This window comes from Achromobacter sp. (genome assembly GCF_050285585.1).
Taxonomy (GTDB): domain Bacteria; phylum Pseudomonadota; class Gammaproteobacteria; order Burkholderiales; family Burkholderiaceae_B; genus Achromobacter.
Genome location: NZ_JBLZXF010000007.1, coordinates 16,915 through 35,354, shown reverse-complemented (window position 1 = coordinate 35,354; position 18,440 = coordinate 16,915). Strand labels below are relative to the sequence as shown.

Below are 18,440 nucleotides of genomic sequence, written 5' to 3'. Positions count from 1 at the left end.
GGCTTTTGGCGGAATTCGGGTGGAAGCCTATGGGAAAGCAGGTCATCGTCCTCGGCGCGGGCATCGTGGGAGTATGCAGCGCGCTTGAGCTGTTGCGCCGGGGCATGACGGTCACCCTGGTCGACCGGCAGGAACCCGGACGCGAGACCTCGCTGGGCAATGCGGGCGTGATCGCCCGCAGCTCGCTCATGCCCTTCAACCACCCCGGCCTGTGGGCCCAGTTGCCCAAGCTCCTGAAAAACGACACGGTCCAGTTCCGCTACCGCTGGAACTACCTGGCGAAGAATGCGGGCTGGGCGGCGCGCTTTCTCCTCAACGCGCGGGCTCCGGTCTTCAAGGAAACCGTGGCGGCCCTGGACGGGCTGATCCGCCTGTCCGCGCCCGAGCACCTGCGTTTGCTGGGCGAGGCCGGCGCCCTGCGCCGGCTGCGCGATACGGGCTGGATGCTGCTGTACCGGTCGGAACAGGCGTGGAACGGCAGCGAGTTGGCCCGCAGAACGTATGCGCAATACCAGGTGCCGACCCAGGCCCTGAACGCGGCGGAGCTCGCCGAGCTCGAACCCGCCCTCTCGCCCATCTTCCCCCGGGCGCTGTGGATCCAGGGCTCGTATTCCGTCGATGATCCGCATGAAGTCACCGCGGCCTATGCCGATCTGTTCCGCCGCCGTGGCGGCGCCTTCACGCAAATGACTGCCCGCGCCATCCGCCGCGACGGCCAGCGCTGGACGGTCCTCGGAGCGGACGGTTGCGCGTCGCTGTCCGCGGACAGGCTGGTCGTGGCCCTGGGCCCCTGGTCCAAAGACATCCTGAAAACCGCAGGCATCGGCTTGCCCCTGGCATTCGAGAGGGGCTATCACATGCATTACAGCGGCTTGGAAGGCGCAAACCTGTCGCGCCCCGTCCACGATACGGGCGGCGGCTACGTGCTCTCGCCCATGGCCCGGGGCCTGCGCCTGACCACCGGCGTGGAGCTGGATGCGTGCGAGGCGCCAGCCCGCCCGGAGCAGCTCGACCTGGCGGAGGCCCGCGCCCGCGAGGCCTTCCCGCTGGACCGGCGCCTGGATCGGAACGCCTGGCTGGGCCGCCGGCCGACCCTGCCCGACAGCCGCCCGATGATAGGCGAGGCGCCGCGGCATCCGGGCCTGTGGCTGGCGCTGGGCCACCAGCACATCGGCTTCAGCACCGCGCCGGGCACCGCCCGGATCCTGGGCGAACTCATGAGCGAGGAAGGCGCCGCGGCGCGGTACCGCGCGTTCCGGCCCGGGCGTTATCTCTGACGGCGCGCCTCGCGCAGATTACCTGCGGGAGAGCGCGCTAGCCCAGCAGCAATGCGTCATCGGAAATCTTCTCGCCGCGGACGCGCTCGAACATGGCGAGCAGGTCGGGCACGTCCATGCCGCGGCGCTCGTCGCCCGAGACGTCCAGCACCACCTGCCCCTGGTGCAGCATGACCGTGCGGTCGCCCACGTCCAGGGCCTGGCGCATGCTGTGGGTCACCATCATGGTGGTGAGCTTGCTTTCCGACACGATGCGGGCCGTCAATTGCAGCACGAAATCCGCCGTGCGCGGATCCAGCGCCGCCGTGTGCTCGTCCAGCAACAGAATGCGCGACGGCTGCAAGGCCGCCATCAGCAGGCTGACCGCCTGCCGCTGGCCGCCCGACAGCAGGCCGATACGGTCCGCGAGGCGGTTCTCCAGGCCCAGGCCCAGCGTGGCCAGGCGTTCGCGGAACCCTTCCCGCATCGACGCCTTGACGGCGCGGCTATAGCCGCGGCTGGCGCCGCGCATCTGCGCCAGCGCCATGTTTTCCTCGATGGTCAGGTCTTCGCAGGTGCCGGCCATCGGATCCTGGAACACCCGGGCCACGCTGCCCGCGCGCGCCCAGACGGGCTGGCGCGTGACGTCCACGCCGTTGATGTCGATGCGGCCGGAGTCGACCGACAGGTCGCCCGACACCGCGTTGAGGAACGTGGACTTGCCGGCGCCGTTGGAACCGATGACGGTCACGAACTGGCCCGACGGAATTTCCAGCGACAGGCCGCGCAGGGCCCGCGTCTCGATGGGCGTCCCCGCGTTGAAGGTGATTTTCAAATCTTTGGCAGACAACATTTCAGTACTCCATTGTGCGGTCGCGGGGCCTTACCTTTTGCCAACCAGGCGGCGCTTGAGCATGGGGATGACGAGCGCGATCGTGACCAGCACGGCGGTGACCAGGTTCAGGTCCTGGGCCTTCAGGCCGATGAAGTCGCTGTTGAGGGCCAGAGCGATGAAAAAGCGGTAGACGATGGCGCCGATGATGACGGCCAGCGTCGCCAGCACCAGCTTGCGCGACGGCAGAATGCTTTCGCCCACGATCACGGCGGCCAGGCCGATCACGATGGTGCCGATGCCCATGGAAATATCCGAGCCGCCCTGCGTCTGCGCGAACAGCGCGCCCGCCAGGGCCACCAGCGCGTTGGACAGCGCCATGCCGCCGAGGATCATACGGCCGGTGTTCACGCCCTGGGCGCGCGCCATGCGGCCGTTGGAGCCGGTGGCGCGCACGGCCAGCCCGGTCTGCGTGGCGAAGAACCAATCCAGCGCGAGCTTGGCCAGCACGACGATGACGGCGAGGATCAGCGGACGGGCGACGTAGTCCGACAGCCACTCCGGCTGCAGGATGGTAAAGACGGTGGGTTCGGTGATCAACGGGACGTTGGGCTTGCCCATGATGCGCAGGTTGACCGAATACAGGGCGATCATCATCAGGATACTGGCCAGCAGATCCATGATCTTCAGCTTCACGTTCAGCCAGCCGGTGACCAGGCCGGCGGCGGCTCCGGCGAACGTGGCGATGACGGTCGCCACGAATGGGTCGGTGCCCGAGGCGATCAAAGTCGCACAGACGGCCCCGCCCAGCGGAAAACTGCCGTCAACGGTCAGGTCCGGGAAGCGCAGCAGGCGGAAGGAAATGAACACGCCCAAGGCCACCAGGCTGAAGATCAGGCCGATCTCCAGCGCGCCCAACAACGAAAACAATGACATGGGTCAAATCCAGATAAGGTAAGAAACGAGCATATTAAAGAGTTGAAACGTCCGATTTCTTGCGTTTAGGGGTCAGTTTTACCCCAGCTTTCGCAATAAACGTTTCCCAACCCGTGATTTTCTCTCGTTTCCTGCCAAAGCCTTCCCGCGCCGGGCGGCAAAAGCGCCGGCGGGAGTCCGCAGGACCGTTCAGGGAGCAAAAACGCCGGGCGCCGCGCCGCTCTGGGCGGGCCGCCAGGCCATTCAAGACCAGCACATCGCGCCGGGCCGCGGGCATCTTGTGAACGCTGCCGCCCTGGAGGACCTTGGGTAAGGCAAAAACTCAAGAAAAACCCCGCTCACGCCGGGTAGGCATGGCGGGGCGGGTACGGTACCGAGTTACTTCACGACCACCGCGGCGGACTTGATCACCGCGTCGGGCAGCGTCACGCCCTGCTTGGCGGCGGCGCCCGGGTTCACGTAGAGCTCAAGCTTGGAGCTGGTTTCCGAGGGGATGGCGCCGGGCTTCTCGCCCTTGAGGATGCGCACCACGATCTTGCCCGTCTGCACGCCCAGGTCGCGGTAGTTGATGCCCAGGGCGGCGATGCCGCCGCGCTTGACACTGTCGGTGTCGGACGCGATCAGCGGGATCTTGGCGTCGTTGCCGACCTTGACCAGCGACTCATACGCCGACACGACGTTGTTGTCCGTGTTGGTGTAGATGACGTCGACCTTGCCGATCAGGCTGCGGGCCGCGGAGGCCACGTCCACGGAGCGCGGCGCGGCGGCTTCGACCAGGCTCATGCCCGATTTGGGCAGGATTTCCTGCAGCTTCTTCACGACCACGACCGAGTTGGCCTCGCCCGGGTTGTAGACCATGCCCACGCGCTTGGCGTTGGGAACGATTTTCTTGATGAGCTCCACCTGCTTGTCCAGCGCCAGCAGGTCCGACACGCCGGTCACGTTGGTGCCCGAGGCGTCCATGCTGGAGACCAGCTGGGCGGCGACCGGATCGGTGACGGCGGAATAGACCACCGGCACGTCCTTGGTGGCGGCAACCACCGCCTGCGCCGACGGCGTGGCGATCGCGACGATGGCGTCGGGCCTGTCGCCCACGAACTTGCGGGCGATCTGCGCGGCGGTGCCGTTGTTGCCCTGGGCGCTCTGGTATTGCCACTTCAGGTTCTTGCCCGGCTCGTAGCCGGCTTGCTTGAGGGCGTCTTGCACCCCGTCACGCACGGCGTCCAGCGCCGGGTGCTCGACGATGGCGGTGACCGCCACCGACTTCTGCTGCGCGGCCACGGGCGCGGCGATAGCCATCGCCAATGCCATGGCGCCAACCGTCAGAAAATGTTTTTTTCCGATCAGCATAGGTAAGCTCCTTGAACCCTTGGTTTTTGTCCATTGATTATGGCGCTGCCGGCGGCTCCCTGCCGGCCGGCCAGGCCATAAAGCCGTATAGTCTAACTTGCCGCCCGACAAAATGACTTGGGGGGAATCCCTGTGACGGCGCATGCCGTCCGCCCCCCTTCTCGCAGCCCCACGCAGCTTCCAGAGGCCTCATTATGATCAAACGCGCATTGGGCCGTTCCGGCCTGCAGGTTCCCCCGCTCACCTTCGGCGGCAATGTCTTCGGCTGGACCGTCGACGAAGCCGGCACGTATTCCCTGCTGGACGCCCTGGTGGACGCGGGCCTGAATTTCATCGACACCGCCGACGTGTATTCCCGGTGGGTGAAGGGCAACCAGGGAGGCGAGTCCGAGACGCTGATCGGCAAATGGCTGAAGCGTTCCGGCAAGCGCGACCAAGTGCTCATCGCCACCAAGGTCGGCATGGAGATGGGCCCCGACGCCAAGGGGCTGGCGCCCGCCTATATCCGGCGGTCCCTGGAAGCATCGCTCGCCCGCCTCCAGACCGACTACGTGGACCTGTACCAATCGCACCAGGACGATCCCGACACGCCGCTGACCGACACCCTGGCCGAATACGCCAAGCACATCGAATCCGGCAAGGTGCGCGCCATCGGCGCCTCCAACTACACCGCGGTGCGGCTGTCCGAGGCGCTGATCACGAGCGAGCGGCACAGCCTGCCGCGCTACGAGAGCATCCAGCCCGAATACAACCTGTACCGCCGCGAGCCCTTCGAATCCGGGCTGCAAAGCCTGGTGAAGACCCAGCAGATGGGCACGATCAACTATTACGCGCTGGCCAGCGGCTTTCTCAGCGGCAAATACCGCAGCCCCGCCGACGCGGGCAAGAGCCCGCGCGGACGCAAGATCGTCGAAACCTATCTCGACGACCGCGGCCACCGCATCCTGAAGGCGCTGGACGAAGTCTCCGAGGAAGCCGGGTGCACGCCCGCCCAGGCCGCCCTGGCCTGGGAGATCGCGCAACCCGGCATCACCTCGCCGATCGTGAGCGCCACCTCGCTGGCGCAACTGGACGAACTGGTCAAGGCGGCCAGCCTGACGCTGACTCACGACCAGCTGGCCAAGCTCAGCCTGGCCAGCGACTGGCGCTGAGGCGCGGCGCCCGCCCTAGAAGCGCTGTGTCAACGTGAGCAGCGCCGTCCGGCCTTCGCCGTAATAGACCGAGTTGTAGAACCCCATCGCCCGGTAGTAGCGCTTGTCCGCGAGGTTGCGCACATTGAGCTGTAACTGGGTCTGCTTGCCGATGTCGTACTGGGCCATCAGGTCGAACAACGCGTAAGGCTTCTGCTCCACCGAGGCCGACTGTTCTCCGTAGTACCCCTGGGCGCGCGTGCGGCTTTGCCACCGCACGCCGCCGCCCACCACCAATCCGTTAAAGGCGCCGGGCAGCCTGTAGGCCGTGCTCGCCTTCAGCATTTGCTCGGGTTGCGTGGTCTGGACCTTCCTGCCCTCATCATTCTTCGAAACGCGGTACGTATAGCCCAGGAACAGATTCCAGCCTGGAGACACTTCGCCGGCCAATTCCAGCTCGAATCCCCGCGTGCGAGTGCCGTCCAGCATTTCGTACCACGACTCGTTGCGGGCGGCATCGAAGCCCCCGTATTCCGCCACGTCCTTCTGGTTGGTCAGGAACACTGCAAATGAGCCGTTCAGGCGGCCGTCCAGGTATGACGCCTTGATGCCCGCTTCGTAGTTGTGTCCATAGGCGGGGCCAGTCATCTCCCAGTCGCGAGTCTTGTACATCTGGGGCTGAAAAATGTTGGTGTAGCTGGCGTAGGCCGTATACGTGTCGTCCAGATCGTAGGTAACGCCCAGGTACGGCGTGACCTCGGAATAACGCTGTTTCTGCGACAGTACGATCGGGACGGCATCGGGAGACCACTGGTTCCAGCGGTACTCGTCGGCCTCCCAGCGCGTCCAGCGCGCGCCTGCCAATAGGTGCAGACGGCTGCCGAGGTTGAATCGCGCCGTGCCGAAAATGCCGGTTTGCGTCGTGCGCAACTGTTGGTCCGAGACGTGCTGGTCCCACACCGGTTCGGGCCAGTCGCCGCTCCAGTCGTGGATATTGGGAATGGGATAGGTAACCTGGTCCGACGAGTTCCAGCCCTTGGTCTGGCTCCGAGTCTTGGAATGCGAGAACCCGAGGTTGAACTCGTGCATGGCGCCAAGCAACCCGAAGTCGCCGTTCAGCGAGCCGCCATAGACATCCTGCTTGCTGTCGCCCCGGTACTTGCGCAGCGTGGGAGTGCCTGACAGATAGCCGGTGCCCGCATCGACCGGGAAATCGGCGGCGAACAGCAGCGAGGCATCGAAATCATTGTCCAGCCGCGAATAGGACAAGCGCGCATTCCAGCCATTCGCAAAGCCATGCTCCAACTGCGCGAAGTACTCGGTCGAGTCGGTGTCCCAGGTAGTCCATTTGGCGCCGGCGGTCTGCCCCTTCTTCCAGTCGACTTGCTCGCCATTGGTATCGAAGATAGGCAGGCCGCCCCACATCACGCCCTTGGGGCGGGAGCGCTGCGTCGACGCGCCGACGCTCAGCGTGGTCGATTCGGCAATGTCCGCCTCGACGATGCCGTAAGCCACGTCGCGCTTCTTGCTGTACAGGTCCAGGGTATCGCCGCGCCGCTCCTTGGCGCCGACCACGCGCGCGCGGACCGCTCCCGATCCGCTCAGCGGCGACGACAGATCCACCTCCCCACGATAGGTGTCATAGCTGCCGGCCATGGCTCGCAGGCTGCCCTGGAATTCATGGGTCGGCCGCTTACGAATGAAGTTCACCGATCCCCCTGGGTTGCCCGTGCCGCTCATCAGGCCCGTCGCGCCGCGGATGATCTCCACATGGTCGTAAATGACCGGATCGAGATTGCCTTCGCCGAACTGGTAGGTGCTGTCCAGCGGCTTGACCACACCGTCGAACTGCATGGTGTCCATCTGGAAGCCGCGCGAGTAATAGCTCAGCCGGTCGGTCTCGCTTTGCTGGACATTCATGCCTGTGGCGTTCTCCATGACGTCGCGCACGCTGCCCATGGCCTGGTCTTCCAGTTGCTGACGCGTGACGATGCTGGTGGATTGGGGCGTATCGCGCTGCGTCAGCACCAGGCCGTTGGCCGAGCGCATCCAGTCCGCGGTATAGGAGCCGGTGCCTTCGGTGGTCGCCCCCGCCCCCAGCACCACCACCGCGTCGAGCTGGGCCGCCTGCTGGCCGCTGACGCGCTGCAACAGGTAATCGCCATCTCCGCCGCGCACGGCCTCAAGCCCGGTGCCCGCCAGCAGCGCCGCAAAGCCCTGGTCCACGCCGTATTCGCCCCGCAGTCCCGCGGTTTCCCGGCCGGCTGTCAGCGACGGATCGAAGGACAACAGCACCCGGGCCTGCTGGGCGAAGGCGGAAAGCGCCGCGCCCAGCGGGCCGGCCGGCACATTCACGGAGCGGCGTACGGTGGAGGCCGCCTCGGAAGCATGAGCCATGACCCGGGCGGGTGACAACGCGGCGCCGGTCATCACGGCCAGCGCAAGCGCGGCCAAAGCCTTCATGCGCAGATCCGTCGGCGCGGCATGGCGGAAGGAGAAAAAGGACAGGGACATATCGTTGGGGTCCAGGCAAAGTGAATCGGAGCTTCACCTGTATGCCAATCGAGAACGCGAAAGTGACAATGCGCCCCGCCGCTTGCGTGCCACTGGCGCTCTCGGCGCCAAGTCATCAATCCCTGGCGCGCAGCACCACCCAGTACCGCGTATAGCGGTCGGCGCGCACCGGGAGCGCGCGTTCGACGGCCGCGAGGGCGCGGTCGGTATCGCCAAGCGGGAACGATCCCGAAATGCGCAACCCCGCCACCGACGGATCGCAGGCCAGCCTGCCTTTGCGATAGCGGCCGAGTTCCTCGATGAAGGCGTCCAGCCGCATCCCGTCGGCGAACAGGGAGCCCTGCACCCAATCGTCGGCGTGCAAGGCGGGCCTTGCCTCCCGCAAAGCGCGTTCGTCGAAGTACGCGCCCGATCCCGCTTCGATAATGCGCGTCGCGCCCTCGCCCTCTTCCGCCGGCTCTATCCTGACGGCGCCCTCCATCACGGCGACCCAGGCTCCGCCGTCCAACAGCCTGACCACGAAACGGGTCCCCAATGCAATGATCCGGCCGGATGGAGTCGCCACGACCAAAGGCCTGGACGGCGCCTGCGGGTCGCGATGCGACGCGATATGCAATTCCCCGCGGCGCAATACGATCAGCCGTTGCGTGGCGTCGAACCTCAGGTCGGCCGCACTGTCGGTATTGAGGGTGAGCGCGCTGCCGTCGGGCAGCGTGGCGTTGCGCCGTTCGCCGACGGCCGTGCCGACATCCGATGTCCAGGATCTCCAGGGCAGGCCCGCCGCGGCCAGCCCCCCCGTGCCCAGAATCAGCGCGAAAGCTTTCAGCGCTCGGCGCCGGCCGCGCAGTGGGGCGCGATCGAGTGCCGCCAGGCCCGCCCGCGGTTCGACCTGGCCGAATTGACGGTTAAGCGATTCCACGCGTTCCCAGGCCAGCCGGTGCAAGGGATCGGCGTCGATCCAGTGGCGGCAGGCGAGCCCGTCCTCCTCCGTCGCCTCTTCGGCGCCCAGGCGTACGAACCAGGCGCTGGCCTCGCGGATGACCGACGGCGGCAGCCCGGAGCGGGCGGAGGCGCGCCGGCTCACCAGGCCGCCAGGCAGTGCTGCATGGCGCGCGCCAGATACTGACGCACCGAACTGACCGACACGTGCATGCGTTCGGCGATCTCGCCATGGCGCAGGCCTTCCAGTTGCGCCAGCAAAAACGCCTTGCGCACCTTGGCGGGCAGGCCGTCGAGCAACCGGTCGATCTCCAGCAGCGCCTCCAGCGCCAGCGCGCGCCGCTCCGGCGAAGGCGCGGCGCCGTCTTCGAGCAGAGCCAGGCTGTCCAGGTACGCCCGCTCGATGTCGCGGCGGCGGAACAAATTGACCATCAACCCATGCGCGATCGTCGTCAGATAGGCGCGCGGTTCCCGCAAGATGCGCACATCGTCCTCGCGCACCAGCACTTTCAGATAGGTATCGTGGGTCAGGTCGGCCGCGTCGAACGGGCACCCAGTCTTCCTGCGCAGCCAATCGCGCAGCCACGATTGATGCTCGACGTAGAGCCCCTCGACGGGCGCTGGGGAACCGCTCTGATTCATGACGTTCGACGGACCGGACTGCAGATTTGACAATGATAACGATTATCAATGTTAATCGAAATCCGGTCCGCCGGTACGTCACTCCAGCGTGACGCCGGAATCCTTCACGACCTTGGCCCAGCGCGCGACCTCGCTGTCGACGAACTTGCCGAACTCGGCGCCCGTCAGCGTGGGCACCGCCGAACCGTTGCCGGCCCAGGTTTCCTTGATCTTCGGCGCGTTCAAGGCTTTGGTGATCTCGGCGCTCATCCTGTCGACCGCCTCCTTGGGCGTTCCGGCGGGCGCCCAGATCGCGTACCACGTCGACACCACGTAGTTCGGCACGCCCGCCTCGGCGGCGGTGGGCACGTCCGGCAGCGACGGCGAGCGCTCGGTGGCGGCCACCGCCAACGGCTTGATCGAGCCCGCGCGGATGTGGCCGGCCGACGAACCCAGGCCGTCGAACGCCAGATCAACCTGCCCGCCGATCAGGGCCGACAGCATCGGCCCGGCGCCCTGGTAGGGAACGTCCACCAGCTTGATGCCGGTCTGCATTGCGAACAGCTCGCCGGCCAGATGGTGCGTGCTGCCCTTGCCGGCGGTGCCGAAGTTGATCTCCCCCGGACGCTTCTTGACGTAGGCGATCAGCTCCTCGACGGTCTTCACCGGCAGCTTGCCCTGGTTGATGACGATGACCTGGGGCGGCTGAGCCACGAGCGCCACCGGCACGAAGTCCTTCTGGATGTCGTAGTTCAGGTTCTTGTACAGCGACGGGGCCAGCGCATGGTGCGCGCCGCCCATGAAGAAGGTGTAGCCGTCGGGCCTGGCCTTGGCGGCCACGCCGGCGCCCACGGTTCCGCCCGCGCCGCCCTTGTTGTCGATGACCACCGTCTGGCCCAGCTGCGTGGTCAGCTGCTGGGCGAGCGGGCGGGCGAAGGTGTCCGTGCCGCCACCGGCGGGGAAAGGAACGATCAGCGTGATCGGGCGCTCGGGCCATTGGGCGGCGGCGACGCCGCTTGCGCCCACGGCGACCACGGCGAACACGGCCGCGGCGGTAGTGCGATATTTCATATTGTCTCCTCTTGCTGCAGCATGGGGACGGCGCGATTCTAGTGCGTCTCGTCTCTCGGATTTTTTATTGGATGAAGCTGCTCGGTCTTGGGTGGCACTGTTTGGCGGTGGGCTCCTGATGCTGGGGTTGCCCCGCGGCTGGCGGGGGGGCGCGCCAGGCCGGTCCGCGGCCGCCTCCCTGCGAGGGCGGGCGGCCGCGGACACGGCTCAGAGCGTCTGGTAGGTTTCTCGCAGCACGTTCTTCTGGACCTTGCCCATGGTGTTGCGCGGCAGCTGGTCGATGATGTGCACGCGCTTGGGCACCTTGAAATTGGCGATGCGCGCCTTCAGTTCGGCCTGCATGGCCGCCGCGTCCAGCGCGGCCCCGTCCTTCGGCACCACCACGGCCACGACGGCTTCGCCGAAATCGGCATGCGGCACGCCAATGACGGCGGACTCGGCCACCCCGGGCATGTCGTCGATCAGCGTTTCGATTTCCTTGGGGTAGACGTTGTATCCGCCCGAGATGATCAGGTCCTTGCTGCGGCCCACGATGGACAGATAGTCGGCAGGCACGTCGCGGCCCGCGGATTCGCCGCCCCAGCGGCCCACGTCCCCGGTCTTGAACCAGCCGTCGTCGGTGAATTCCTCGCGCGTCTTTTCCGGCATGCGCCAGTAGCCCGAGAATACATTGGGCCCGCGCACCTGCACGTTGCCGATCTCGCCCGGCGCCAGCGCAATGCCGGCGTCGTCCACCACGCGCACCTGCACTCCCGGCAGGGCGCGGCCCACGGTGCCCGCCAGGCGCTCGCCCTGCTTCGGGTCGTAGGGATTGGAGGTGAGCATGACGGTCTCGCTCATGCCGTAGCGCTCCAGGATGGCGTGGCCGCTGCGTTTCTGGAAATCCGAGAAGGTTTCGGCCAGCAAGGGGGCCGAACCTGAAATGAACAGGCGCATGCGCGCGCAGACATCGCGATCAAAGCGCGGATCCGCCAGCAGGCGCACGTAGTAGGTCGGCACGCCCATCATCACCGTACTCTGCGGCAGGTAGCGCAGGGCCAGGTCCGCGTCCAGCTTGGGCAGCCAGATCATCTTCGCGCCGGCCAGCAGCGCGCCGTGGGAGGCCACGAACAGGCCGTGCACGTGGAAGATGGGCAGCATGTGCAACAACACATCGTCCTTGCGCCAGCCCCAGTAGTCGTTGAGCACGCGCGCGTTGGCGGCCAGGTTGCCGTGCGACAGCATCGCGCCCTTGCTGCGGCCGGTGGTGCCGGAGGTGTAGAGGATGGCGGCCAGGTCGTCAGGCTGGCGGACCACGGTCTTGAAGCGCTGCGACAGGCCGCCGGCGGCATCCAGCAGCGTGCCGCTGCGGTCCTCGTCCAGCGTGTAGACGTGCGCGCAGCCCGCCTTGTCGGCGGCGCGGCGCACCCATTCCAGGTTCTTGCTGGCGCACACCACCACGGCCGGCTCGGCGTTGCCGAGGAAGTACTCGATCTCCGATTCGCGATAGGCCGTGTTCAGCGGCAGGTACACCAGGCCGGCGCGCAGCGTGGCGAGGTACAGCAGCAGGGCTTCCGGCGACTTTTCCACCTGCACCGCCACGCGCGAGCCGGCCGGAAGGTCCAGCGAAGCCAGCAGGTTGGCCATGCACGCGGTGGCCCGGTCGATGTCGTCCCAGGTGTATTTCAGGTCGGGCGTTTCCAGCGCGACTTTGCTGCGGTCTTTGGGAAAGCCGCCTTGCAGCACAGCATATAGATTAGCGTTGCTCACCTTGTCTAGTCTCCGGAAAAGGAAGGGTCCACGCCGGCCAGGAAAGCGCGCACGCCCTCTTTGTGGTCCCGGCTTTCGGCGTAAGAGAAATAATCCTGGTATTCGTCCTCGGTCAAGGCTCCGCCTGCGGCGAGCCTGCGCGAGAGGCGTTTGTTGATGCGGGCGGCAAGCGGCGCGCCCCGCGCGATGCGGGCGGCGCTCTGCAAGGCGGCATCGGCCACCTCGGCATCGGGCACGATGCGGGTCAGCAGGCCCAGTTCGCGCGCCTCGTCCGCGCCGAACACGCGCCCTTCCAGCAGGATGGCCAGCGTGGCGGCGCGCCCGGCCAGCGCAAGCAGGCCGCTCATTTCGTCGGGTGCCATCGGAAACCCCAGCCGGTTGATCGGCACGCCGAAACGCGCCGAGCGGCCGGCGATGCGCAGGTCGCACTGGCTGGCGACTTCCAGCCCGCCCCCCACGCAGACGCCCTCGATCTGGGCTACCACGGGCTGCGGGCACAGGGCGATCGCGCGCAAGGCGGGCGCCAGCACCTCGCGGTGGTAGCGCTGCACGCCGGCCATGTCGGCGCGTTGGGCCGGAAATTCCCGGATGTCGGCGCCCGCCGCGAAATTGCCGCCTTCGCCGCGCACGATCACGCAGCGCACGCCATCGTCCTGCGCGATGCGTTCGAAGACCTCGCGCAATGCATGCCACATGCCTACCGTGATCGCGTTCAGGCGCCCCGGGTGCGATAGCGTCACCCAGGCCAGATGCCCCTCGCGCTCCAGCAGCACGCGGCCAGCCACCTCTTCCGTCATGTCCCCCGCCCTTTTTTCGTTTTGTTGCCTGGTTTTCCGCCAGCCCTAGGCCACGCGTCCCACGCCCCGGCTGACCTGCGGCTTGCCCTCGCCCAGCCGGGCGAGGTTGGCGTCCAGTTCGTCCAGGTCGTACAGGTAATTGACCATCATGGCGCAAGATTGCTTGAGCCCCTTGGGCGAGGTGTCCGCCGCCCAGTTGAGCCGTTCGATCCGCGCGCCGTTGCCCAGGTGGAACCGCGCCACCGGATCCAGCGGCAGTCCATTCTTCATGGATTGGAGATAGCTGGCCGCCAGGCGGAAGCCCGCCCGCTTCACCACGTCCGGCGCCTTGCCCTGGGCCGCCTTCGACAGACGCGCCACCCAGCGCTGGCCGTCGGGCACGCCCTCGCGCTTGCGCGCCTTGGCGCGGACCTTGTCCTCGCGCACGATGCCCTCGACCGCCTCCGCATCCAGCTTGCCCAGCCAGTCCGCGAACCCCGGGATCGGCGACAGCGTGGCGAAGGATTTCAGCTTGGGCAGTTCGTCCAGCAGTTGCTCGACCACGCGCTTGAGCAGGAAATTGCCGAAACTGATGCCTTTCAAACCCGGCTGCGTGTTGGAGATCGAATAGAAGATGGCCCAGCGCGCCTTGTCCAGGTCCTGCGGCGGCAGCGTACTGTCCAGCAACACCTGCACGTCGTCGGCCATGTGGCTGGCGAACGCCACTTCCACGAAGATGAGCGGCACGCCCGGCATCTGCGGATGGAAATACGCATAGCAGCGGCGGTCCGGCGATACGCGGCGGCGCAGATCGTCCCAGGACTTGATCTCGTGCACGGCTTCGTACAGGATCAGCTTTTCCAGCAGCGAGGCCGGCGAATCCCAGGTCAGCGGGCGCAGTTCCAGCAAGCCCACGTCGAACCAGGCGGACAGCAGGCCTTCAAGGTCCTTGTCCAGCGCCTGGATGCCCGCCACCTGCTTGCGCCAGCGCTGCATGTCGGCGCGCAGCTCCACCAGGAAACGCAGCCCGTGGGGCTGGGCGTTGAAGCGCTTGAAGAGGCGCACGCCTTCGCCGCCGCCTTCGGCGAACGACCCGCGCGCCTGCGCCAGCGCGGCCAGCATCAGGCGGCGGTCCTTGCCGTCGGCGGCGGCGTATTGCTCGCACCAGCGGCGCGCGAGCTTGTTAGCGGCTACGTCGGTCAGGCGCGCCTCGAACAGGCGGCGGACTTCGGATTCGCTCGGCAGGCGGCCGCGTTCCCACAGGCGGCCCAGGCGGGTGATCAGGCCGGCGCTTTCCGCCGCGGCGGCCGCGTCGACGGTATCGGTCTCGGGCTCAGGCGTGCGCGCGCCGCGCGCGGGGGCGAGATTGGCGGGTCCGGACATGGGCGGGCTCCTCGATGACGATGGGTTCTGACGACGCCGGATCGCCGGCGTCCGCATGGCTCAATATGCGCAGCGCTTCCAGCTGCCGCATCAGGTGGGTGTGCGCGAGCGCTTGCGCGGCTTCGCAGTCGCGCGCCTTCAGCGCCTTGAAGATGGCCAGGTGCTCGGCGCAGGATTGCTGGATCCGGCCGGGCTGCGACAGGCTGCGGTGGCGCGACAGGCTCAGGACCTTGCGCAGGTTGCCGACCATGTCCGACAGCCACTGGTTGCCGGCCAGGGCCTGCACCGCTTCGTGGATCAGGTAGTTGGTCTTGTAGTAGGCGTCGATGCGCCCCGCCGCGGCGTGGCCGGCCAGCTCGGCATGCAGCGGTTCCAGCGCGGCCAGTTGCTCGTCGCTGGCCTTGCGCGCGGCCTCGAAGGCGCAACGCCCCTCCAGCATGGCCATCAGGGGAAAAATATCTTCCAGGTCTTGCGCCGACAACTCATTGACGAAGCAGCCGCGCCGGGGCTCCAGCCGCACCAGCCCTTCGGTGGCCAGCACCTTCAGCGCCTCGCGCAAGGGCGTGCGGGAAATGCCCAGCTCGCCCGCCAGGCGCAATTCGTCGATCCATTCGCCGTTGCGCAGCGAGCGCGCGTGAATCATGCCGCGCAGGCGGTCGGCGACTTCCAGGTAAAGGGCTTGCCGGACGATGGGTAGGGTCATGGGCGCGGGCCGAAGGGCATGCCGCAAGCCCTTCGTAATTCATAATTATGAATAAGCCCATGATAGGTCCGGACTGACCGAAAGGTAAAGCCCTCCTTCCCCCCGTACCTACCCTAATGGTCCGGATCGCCGCCTGCGCTGGCGGCGGCGTCCTAGAAATGCAGCACGCCGTCGACGGCGTGACGGGTCAGCGAGCGCGCCCAGCGGCGCGCCGGCAGGCCGTAGCGGGCCTCGACGATCTCGGCCCGTCCGAGCAGCTGGGCCGGCGAGATGGCCAGGCGCGGGCCGGAAAACGCCAGCACGATCTGGTTGCCCGCGTCGATCTCCGGCAGCAGCACCACGCGGTCATCGAACGCCTTGGACAGGTTGTCGATGTTGCGGCCGAAGCTCTCGTGGCGGCCGAACAGATTCACTGCCAGCACCCCCACCTCGCCCAGCACGCGGCGGCAGTCGCGGTAAAACTTCACGCTGTCGCGCACCGGCCCTTCGGCCGAAGCGTCGTAGAGGTCGACCATCAGCACCGGGCACCGGCCCGCGTTGAGGGGATCGGCTGCCCAGGCGCCGGCGTCGGCGTGCTCGACCTCGAGCCGGTTCGAGCCCGGCAGCCGGAAGAACATATGGCAGGCCGCCGTCACGCGCGGATTCCACTCCACCGCCAGCAGCGGGCTGCGGGTGTGCTTCACGCAGAACCGCGCCAGCGACCCGGCGCCCAGGCCGAGCATGCCGATGGGCTCATCCTTGGGAGGTTCCAGGAACAGCAGCCAGGCCATCATCTGGCTGGTGTATTCCAGCACCAGTTCCGACGGGTTCTTGATGCGCATCGCGCCCTGTACCCATTCGGTGTTGAAGTGCAGATAGCGGACGCCGTCCACTTCGGAGAGGGTCGGCTGGTCGAGTTCGGAAGGAAAGGTGGATGTAGACATGGCGGGATTGTAGGTCGGACGCCGTCCGTCCGCCCTAGGCCCCGTCTGCCCCGCTTTCCCAGATTCGCTCCAGCAGGTCCGGGACGGACGTCTCGGCCTGCAGGCTGGCCGCCAGCCTCAGCACCCGTTTCAGGTAGAGATGCACGTCGCATTCCCAGGTCACGCCCAGCGCCCCATGGACCTGGATGGCGTTCTGGGCGGCGCGCCGCCCGGCCTCGGCCGCGAGCAGAGGCGCGAACAGGCTGTCGCGGCTTGCGGATTCCGCGCCGGCGTCATGCGCGGCGGCGGCCGCGACCCCGGCCAGTCTTGCGTCGTCCAGGGCCATCCAGTCGTCGGCCAGGCGGTGCTTGACCGCCTGGTTCGCGCCGATCGCCCGATCGAATTGGCGGCGTTCCCGCGCGTGGGCCGCCGCGGCGTCCAGCGCTGCCGAGGCCGCTCCCAGCAGTTCGGCCGACCGCAGCAGAATCAGCCGGGTACGCAGCCGCGCCCATGTCTGCGGCGCCACTTCCAGCTCGACGCTCTCCAGCACCTCCGGAGAACGGACCTGCGCCACCGGCATGGTCGGATCCAGCCCCGCCCCGCCCGGCACGGCCGCATGCAGCTCCGCCCGCAAGGTGGACTCGCCCGTCCGGCGCAGCGCCAGCGCCCGCACGCCCGCGCCCTCGACGAAAGCGGAACCGTCGGGCCGCAGCGCGGCATCGGCGAAATAGCCATCGCCCGCCATCACGGCGGCGGCCCATTGCGCGGCGGGCCCGGCCGCGCCCGCCGCGCACAGCGTGGGCAGGACCGTCATGTTGGCCACCAGGGGCAGGCTCAGAAGGTGGCGCCCCGCGGCCTCGGCCACGATCCACGCTTCGCGCAGGCCCAGCCCCAGCCCTTCCCGCGAGGCGGGCGCCAGCAGGGCCGGCCAGCCCTGCGCGGCGATCTCCCGCCATTGCTCCAGGCGCGCTTCCACGGGCCGGGCGGCGGCGGCGCGGGCCACCGCGGGCGGATGACGTTCGGCCAGGTAGCGCTGGGCCGCGTCTTGCAGCATGCGCTGGTCTTCGGTCGGATGCAGGTCCATGGGAATTCAAGCCTTGGGCAGGCCGAGCATCTGCTCGGCGATGATGTTGCGCTGGATCTCCGAGGTGCCAGCCAGGATGGTTTCGGCGCGCGACCACAGATAGGCGTGCACCAGGCCGGCCGCGCGCGCATCGGCCGCCCCGTCCGCCAGGCTGGCCTCGTCGCCCAGCAATTGCAGCGACAGTTCGAGCAGGCGCTGGTGCGCTTCGCTCCAATGGATCTTGGTGGACGACCCCTCCGGCCCCGGCGGATCGCCGCGCATGGCGCCGGCCAGGGCGCGCTGCGATTTCAACGCCAGCACGTGGCTATCGGCGGCCAGCCGCGCCCACTGGTGGCGCACCGCGGCCGAGGACGCCGGCACGCGGCCATAGGCATCGGCGCGCAACGCGAGTTCGCGCACCTGCCGCAGCTCCTGCGCGAACCGCACCAGCCGCGGGATGAAGTAGGTGCCGCGCTCGAAACTGGCCGCGGCCATGGCGATCTTCCAGCCCTGGTTCTCCTCGCCCAGCAGGTCCTCGGCCGGCACATGCACGTTCTCGAAGAAGACTTCGCAGAATTCGGCCTCGCCGGTGAGCTGGCGAATGGGCTCCACGCGCACGCCGGGGCTGCGCATGTCGACGAGCAGGAAGCTCAGCCCCTTGTGCCGGGATGCCTGCGGGTCCGTGCGCGCCAGCACGAAGCATCGTTGCGCCCGATCCGCGAACGAGGTCCAGATCTTGTGTCCGTTGAGCCGGTAGCCGCCGGGCGCCGGCTCCGCCCGCGTGCGCACCGAGGCGAGGTCCGAACCGGCGCCAGGCTCGGAATAGCCCTGGCACCAGACGTCGCGGTTGGACAGGATGCCGGGCAGGAAGCGGCGCTTCTGCGCCTCGCTGCCGAAATGCAGCAGCGTCGGCGCGAGAATGCCGTGCCCGATCAGATTCACGCCCAGCGGCGCCCCGCAACGCGCGTGCTCCTCATGGAAGACCGCCTGCCGCGACAGCGGCAGGGCGCGTCCGCCGTACTCCGTGGGCCAGCCCAGCCCGGACCACCCGTTGGCGCACAGGGTGTCTTCCCAGGCGCGCCGGAAATCCAGGCTGCGCGGATCGGGCCCGCCCGGCCAGCCGCGTGCGAACGCGGCGTAGGCCGATTCCAGCCAGGCCCGCAGGTCGCGGCGGAAAACCTCGTCGTCCGCGCAGGCGGTTTCCCTCTGCGTCAT

General features: G+C 67.7%; 16 protein-coding genes. 2 read left to right on the top strand and 14 right to left on the bottom strand.

Going from position 1 to position 18,440, the window contains the following annotated elements; genetic code table 11:
- Positions 1–29: 29 nt before the first annotated feature.
- The gene (locus ACN6PJ_RS12005; protein ID WP_427996093.1) at positions 30–1,277 is read left to right on the top strand and encodes an NAD(P)/FAD-dependent oxidoreductase; all 1,248 of its coding nucleotides are present in this window, start codon (positions 30–32) and stop codon (positions 1,275–1,277) included.
- Positions 1,278–1,314: 37 nt separating this feature from the next.
- Here the strand turns inward: ACN6PJ_RS12005 and ACN6PJ_RS12000 are convergent, their stop codons facing one another.
- From ACN6PJ_RS12000 to ACN6PJ_RS11990, 3 genes are all read right to left on the bottom strand, one after another.
- A complete protein-coding gene (locus tag ACN6PJ_RS12000) occupies positions 1,315–2,109 on the bottom strand; it encodes an ABC transporter ATP-binding protein (RefSeq protein ID WP_427996092.1) in 795 nt (264 codons plus the stop codon).
- Positions 2,110–2,139: 30 nt separating this feature from the next.
- Positions 2,140–3,024, bottom strand: coding sequence for an ABC transporter permease (locus tag ACN6PJ_RS11995; RefSeq protein ID WP_427996091.1), 885 nt, complete (start codon positions 3,022–3,024; stop codon positions 2,140–2,142).
- Between the two features lie 378 nt (positions 3,025–3,402).
- A complete protein-coding gene (locus tag ACN6PJ_RS11990) occupies positions 3,403–4,374 on the bottom strand; it encodes an ABC transporter substrate-binding protein (protein WP_043547493.1) in 972 nt (323 codons plus the stop codon).
- Between the two features lie 194 nt (positions 4,375–4,568).
- Between ACN6PJ_RS11990 and ACN6PJ_RS11985 the strand changes: the two genes are divergently transcribed.
- Positions 4,569–5,525, top strand: a complete 957-nt coding sequence (locus ACN6PJ_RS11985; protein ID WP_427996090.1) for an aldo/keto reductase — start codon at positions 4,569–4,571, stop codon at positions 5,523–5,525.
- A gap of 15 nt (positions 5,526–5,540) precedes the next feature.
- Here the strand turns inward: ACN6PJ_RS11985 and ACN6PJ_RS11980 are convergent, their stop codons facing one another.
- The 11 genes from ACN6PJ_RS11980 to ACN6PJ_RS11930 form a co-directional block, all read right to left on the bottom strand.
- A complete protein-coding gene (locus ACN6PJ_RS11980; RefSeq protein WP_427996089.1) occupies positions 5,541–8,018 on the bottom strand; it encodes a TonB-dependent siderophore receptor in 2,478 nt (825 codons plus the stop codon).
- A 115-nt stretch (positions 8,019–8,133) separates the two neighbouring features.
- On the bottom strand, positions 8,134–9,102 hold the full coding sequence (locus ACN6PJ_RS11975; RefSeq protein ID WP_427996088.1) for a FecR domain-containing protein: 969 nt from the start codon (positions 9,100–9,102) through the stop codon (positions 8,134–8,136).
- Positions 9,099–9,599, bottom strand: a complete 501-nt coding sequence (locus ACN6PJ_RS11970; RefSeq protein ID WP_427996087.1) for a sigma-70 family RNA polymerase sigma factor — start codon at positions 9,597–9,599, stop codon at positions 9,099–9,101. Before ACN6PJ_RS11970 ends, ACN6PJ_RS11975 begins: the two co-directional genes overlap by 4 nt.
- Positions 9,600–9,677: 78 nt before the next feature.
- A complete protein-coding gene (locus ACN6PJ_RS11965; RefSeq protein WP_427996086.1) occupies positions 9,678–10,649 on the bottom strand; it encodes a Bug family tripartite tricarboxylate transporter substrate binding protein in 972 nt (323 codons plus the stop codon).
- 207 nt (positions 10,650–10,856) lie between these two features.
- Positions 10,857–12,398, bottom strand: a complete 1,542-nt coding sequence (locus ACN6PJ_RS11960) for a malonate--CoA ligase (RefSeq protein ID WP_427996085.1) — start codon at positions 12,396–12,398, stop codon at positions 10,857–10,859.
- 5 nt (positions 12,399–12,403) lie between these two features.
- The gene (locus ACN6PJ_RS11955) at positions 12,404–13,195 is read right to left on the bottom strand and encodes an enoyl-CoA hydratase/isomerase family protein (protein ID WP_427996084.1); all 792 of its coding nucleotides are present in this window, start codon (positions 13,193–13,195) and stop codon (positions 12,404–12,406) included.
- 45 nt (positions 13,196–13,240) lie between these two features.
- Positions 13,241–14,557 (bottom strand): malonyl-CoA decarboxylase domain-containing protein, encoded by a 1,317-nt coding sequence (locus tag ACN6PJ_RS11950; RefSeq protein WP_427996083.1) that lies wholly within the window; start codon positions 14,555–14,557, stop codon positions 13,241–13,243.
- A complete protein-coding gene (locus ACN6PJ_RS11945; RefSeq protein ID WP_427996082.1) occupies positions 14,508–15,260 on the bottom strand; it encodes a GntR family transcriptional regulator in 753 nt (250 codons plus the stop codon). Before ACN6PJ_RS11945 ends, ACN6PJ_RS11950 begins: the two co-directional genes overlap by 50 nt.
- A 152-nt stretch (positions 15,261–15,412) precedes the next feature.
- The gene (locus ACN6PJ_RS11940) at positions 15,413–16,183 is read right to left on the bottom strand and encodes a spermidine synthase (protein WP_427996081.1); all 771 of its coding nucleotides are present in this window, start codon (positions 16,181–16,183) and stop codon (positions 15,413–15,415) included.
- A 34-nt stretch (positions 16,184–16,217) separates the two neighbouring features.
- Entirely contained in the window at positions 16,218–17,246 is a 1,029-nt protein-coding gene (locus ACN6PJ_RS11935; protein WP_427996080.1) for an acyl-CoA dehydrogenase family protein, read from the bottom strand.
- A gap of 6 nt (positions 17,247–17,252) precedes the next feature.
- Positions 17,253–18,440: an acyl-CoA dehydrogenase family protein gene (locus ACN6PJ_RS11930; RefSeq protein WP_427996079.1), complete on the bottom strand. Its 1,188-nt coding sequence runs from the start codon at positions 18,438–18,440 to the stop codon at positions 17,253–17,255.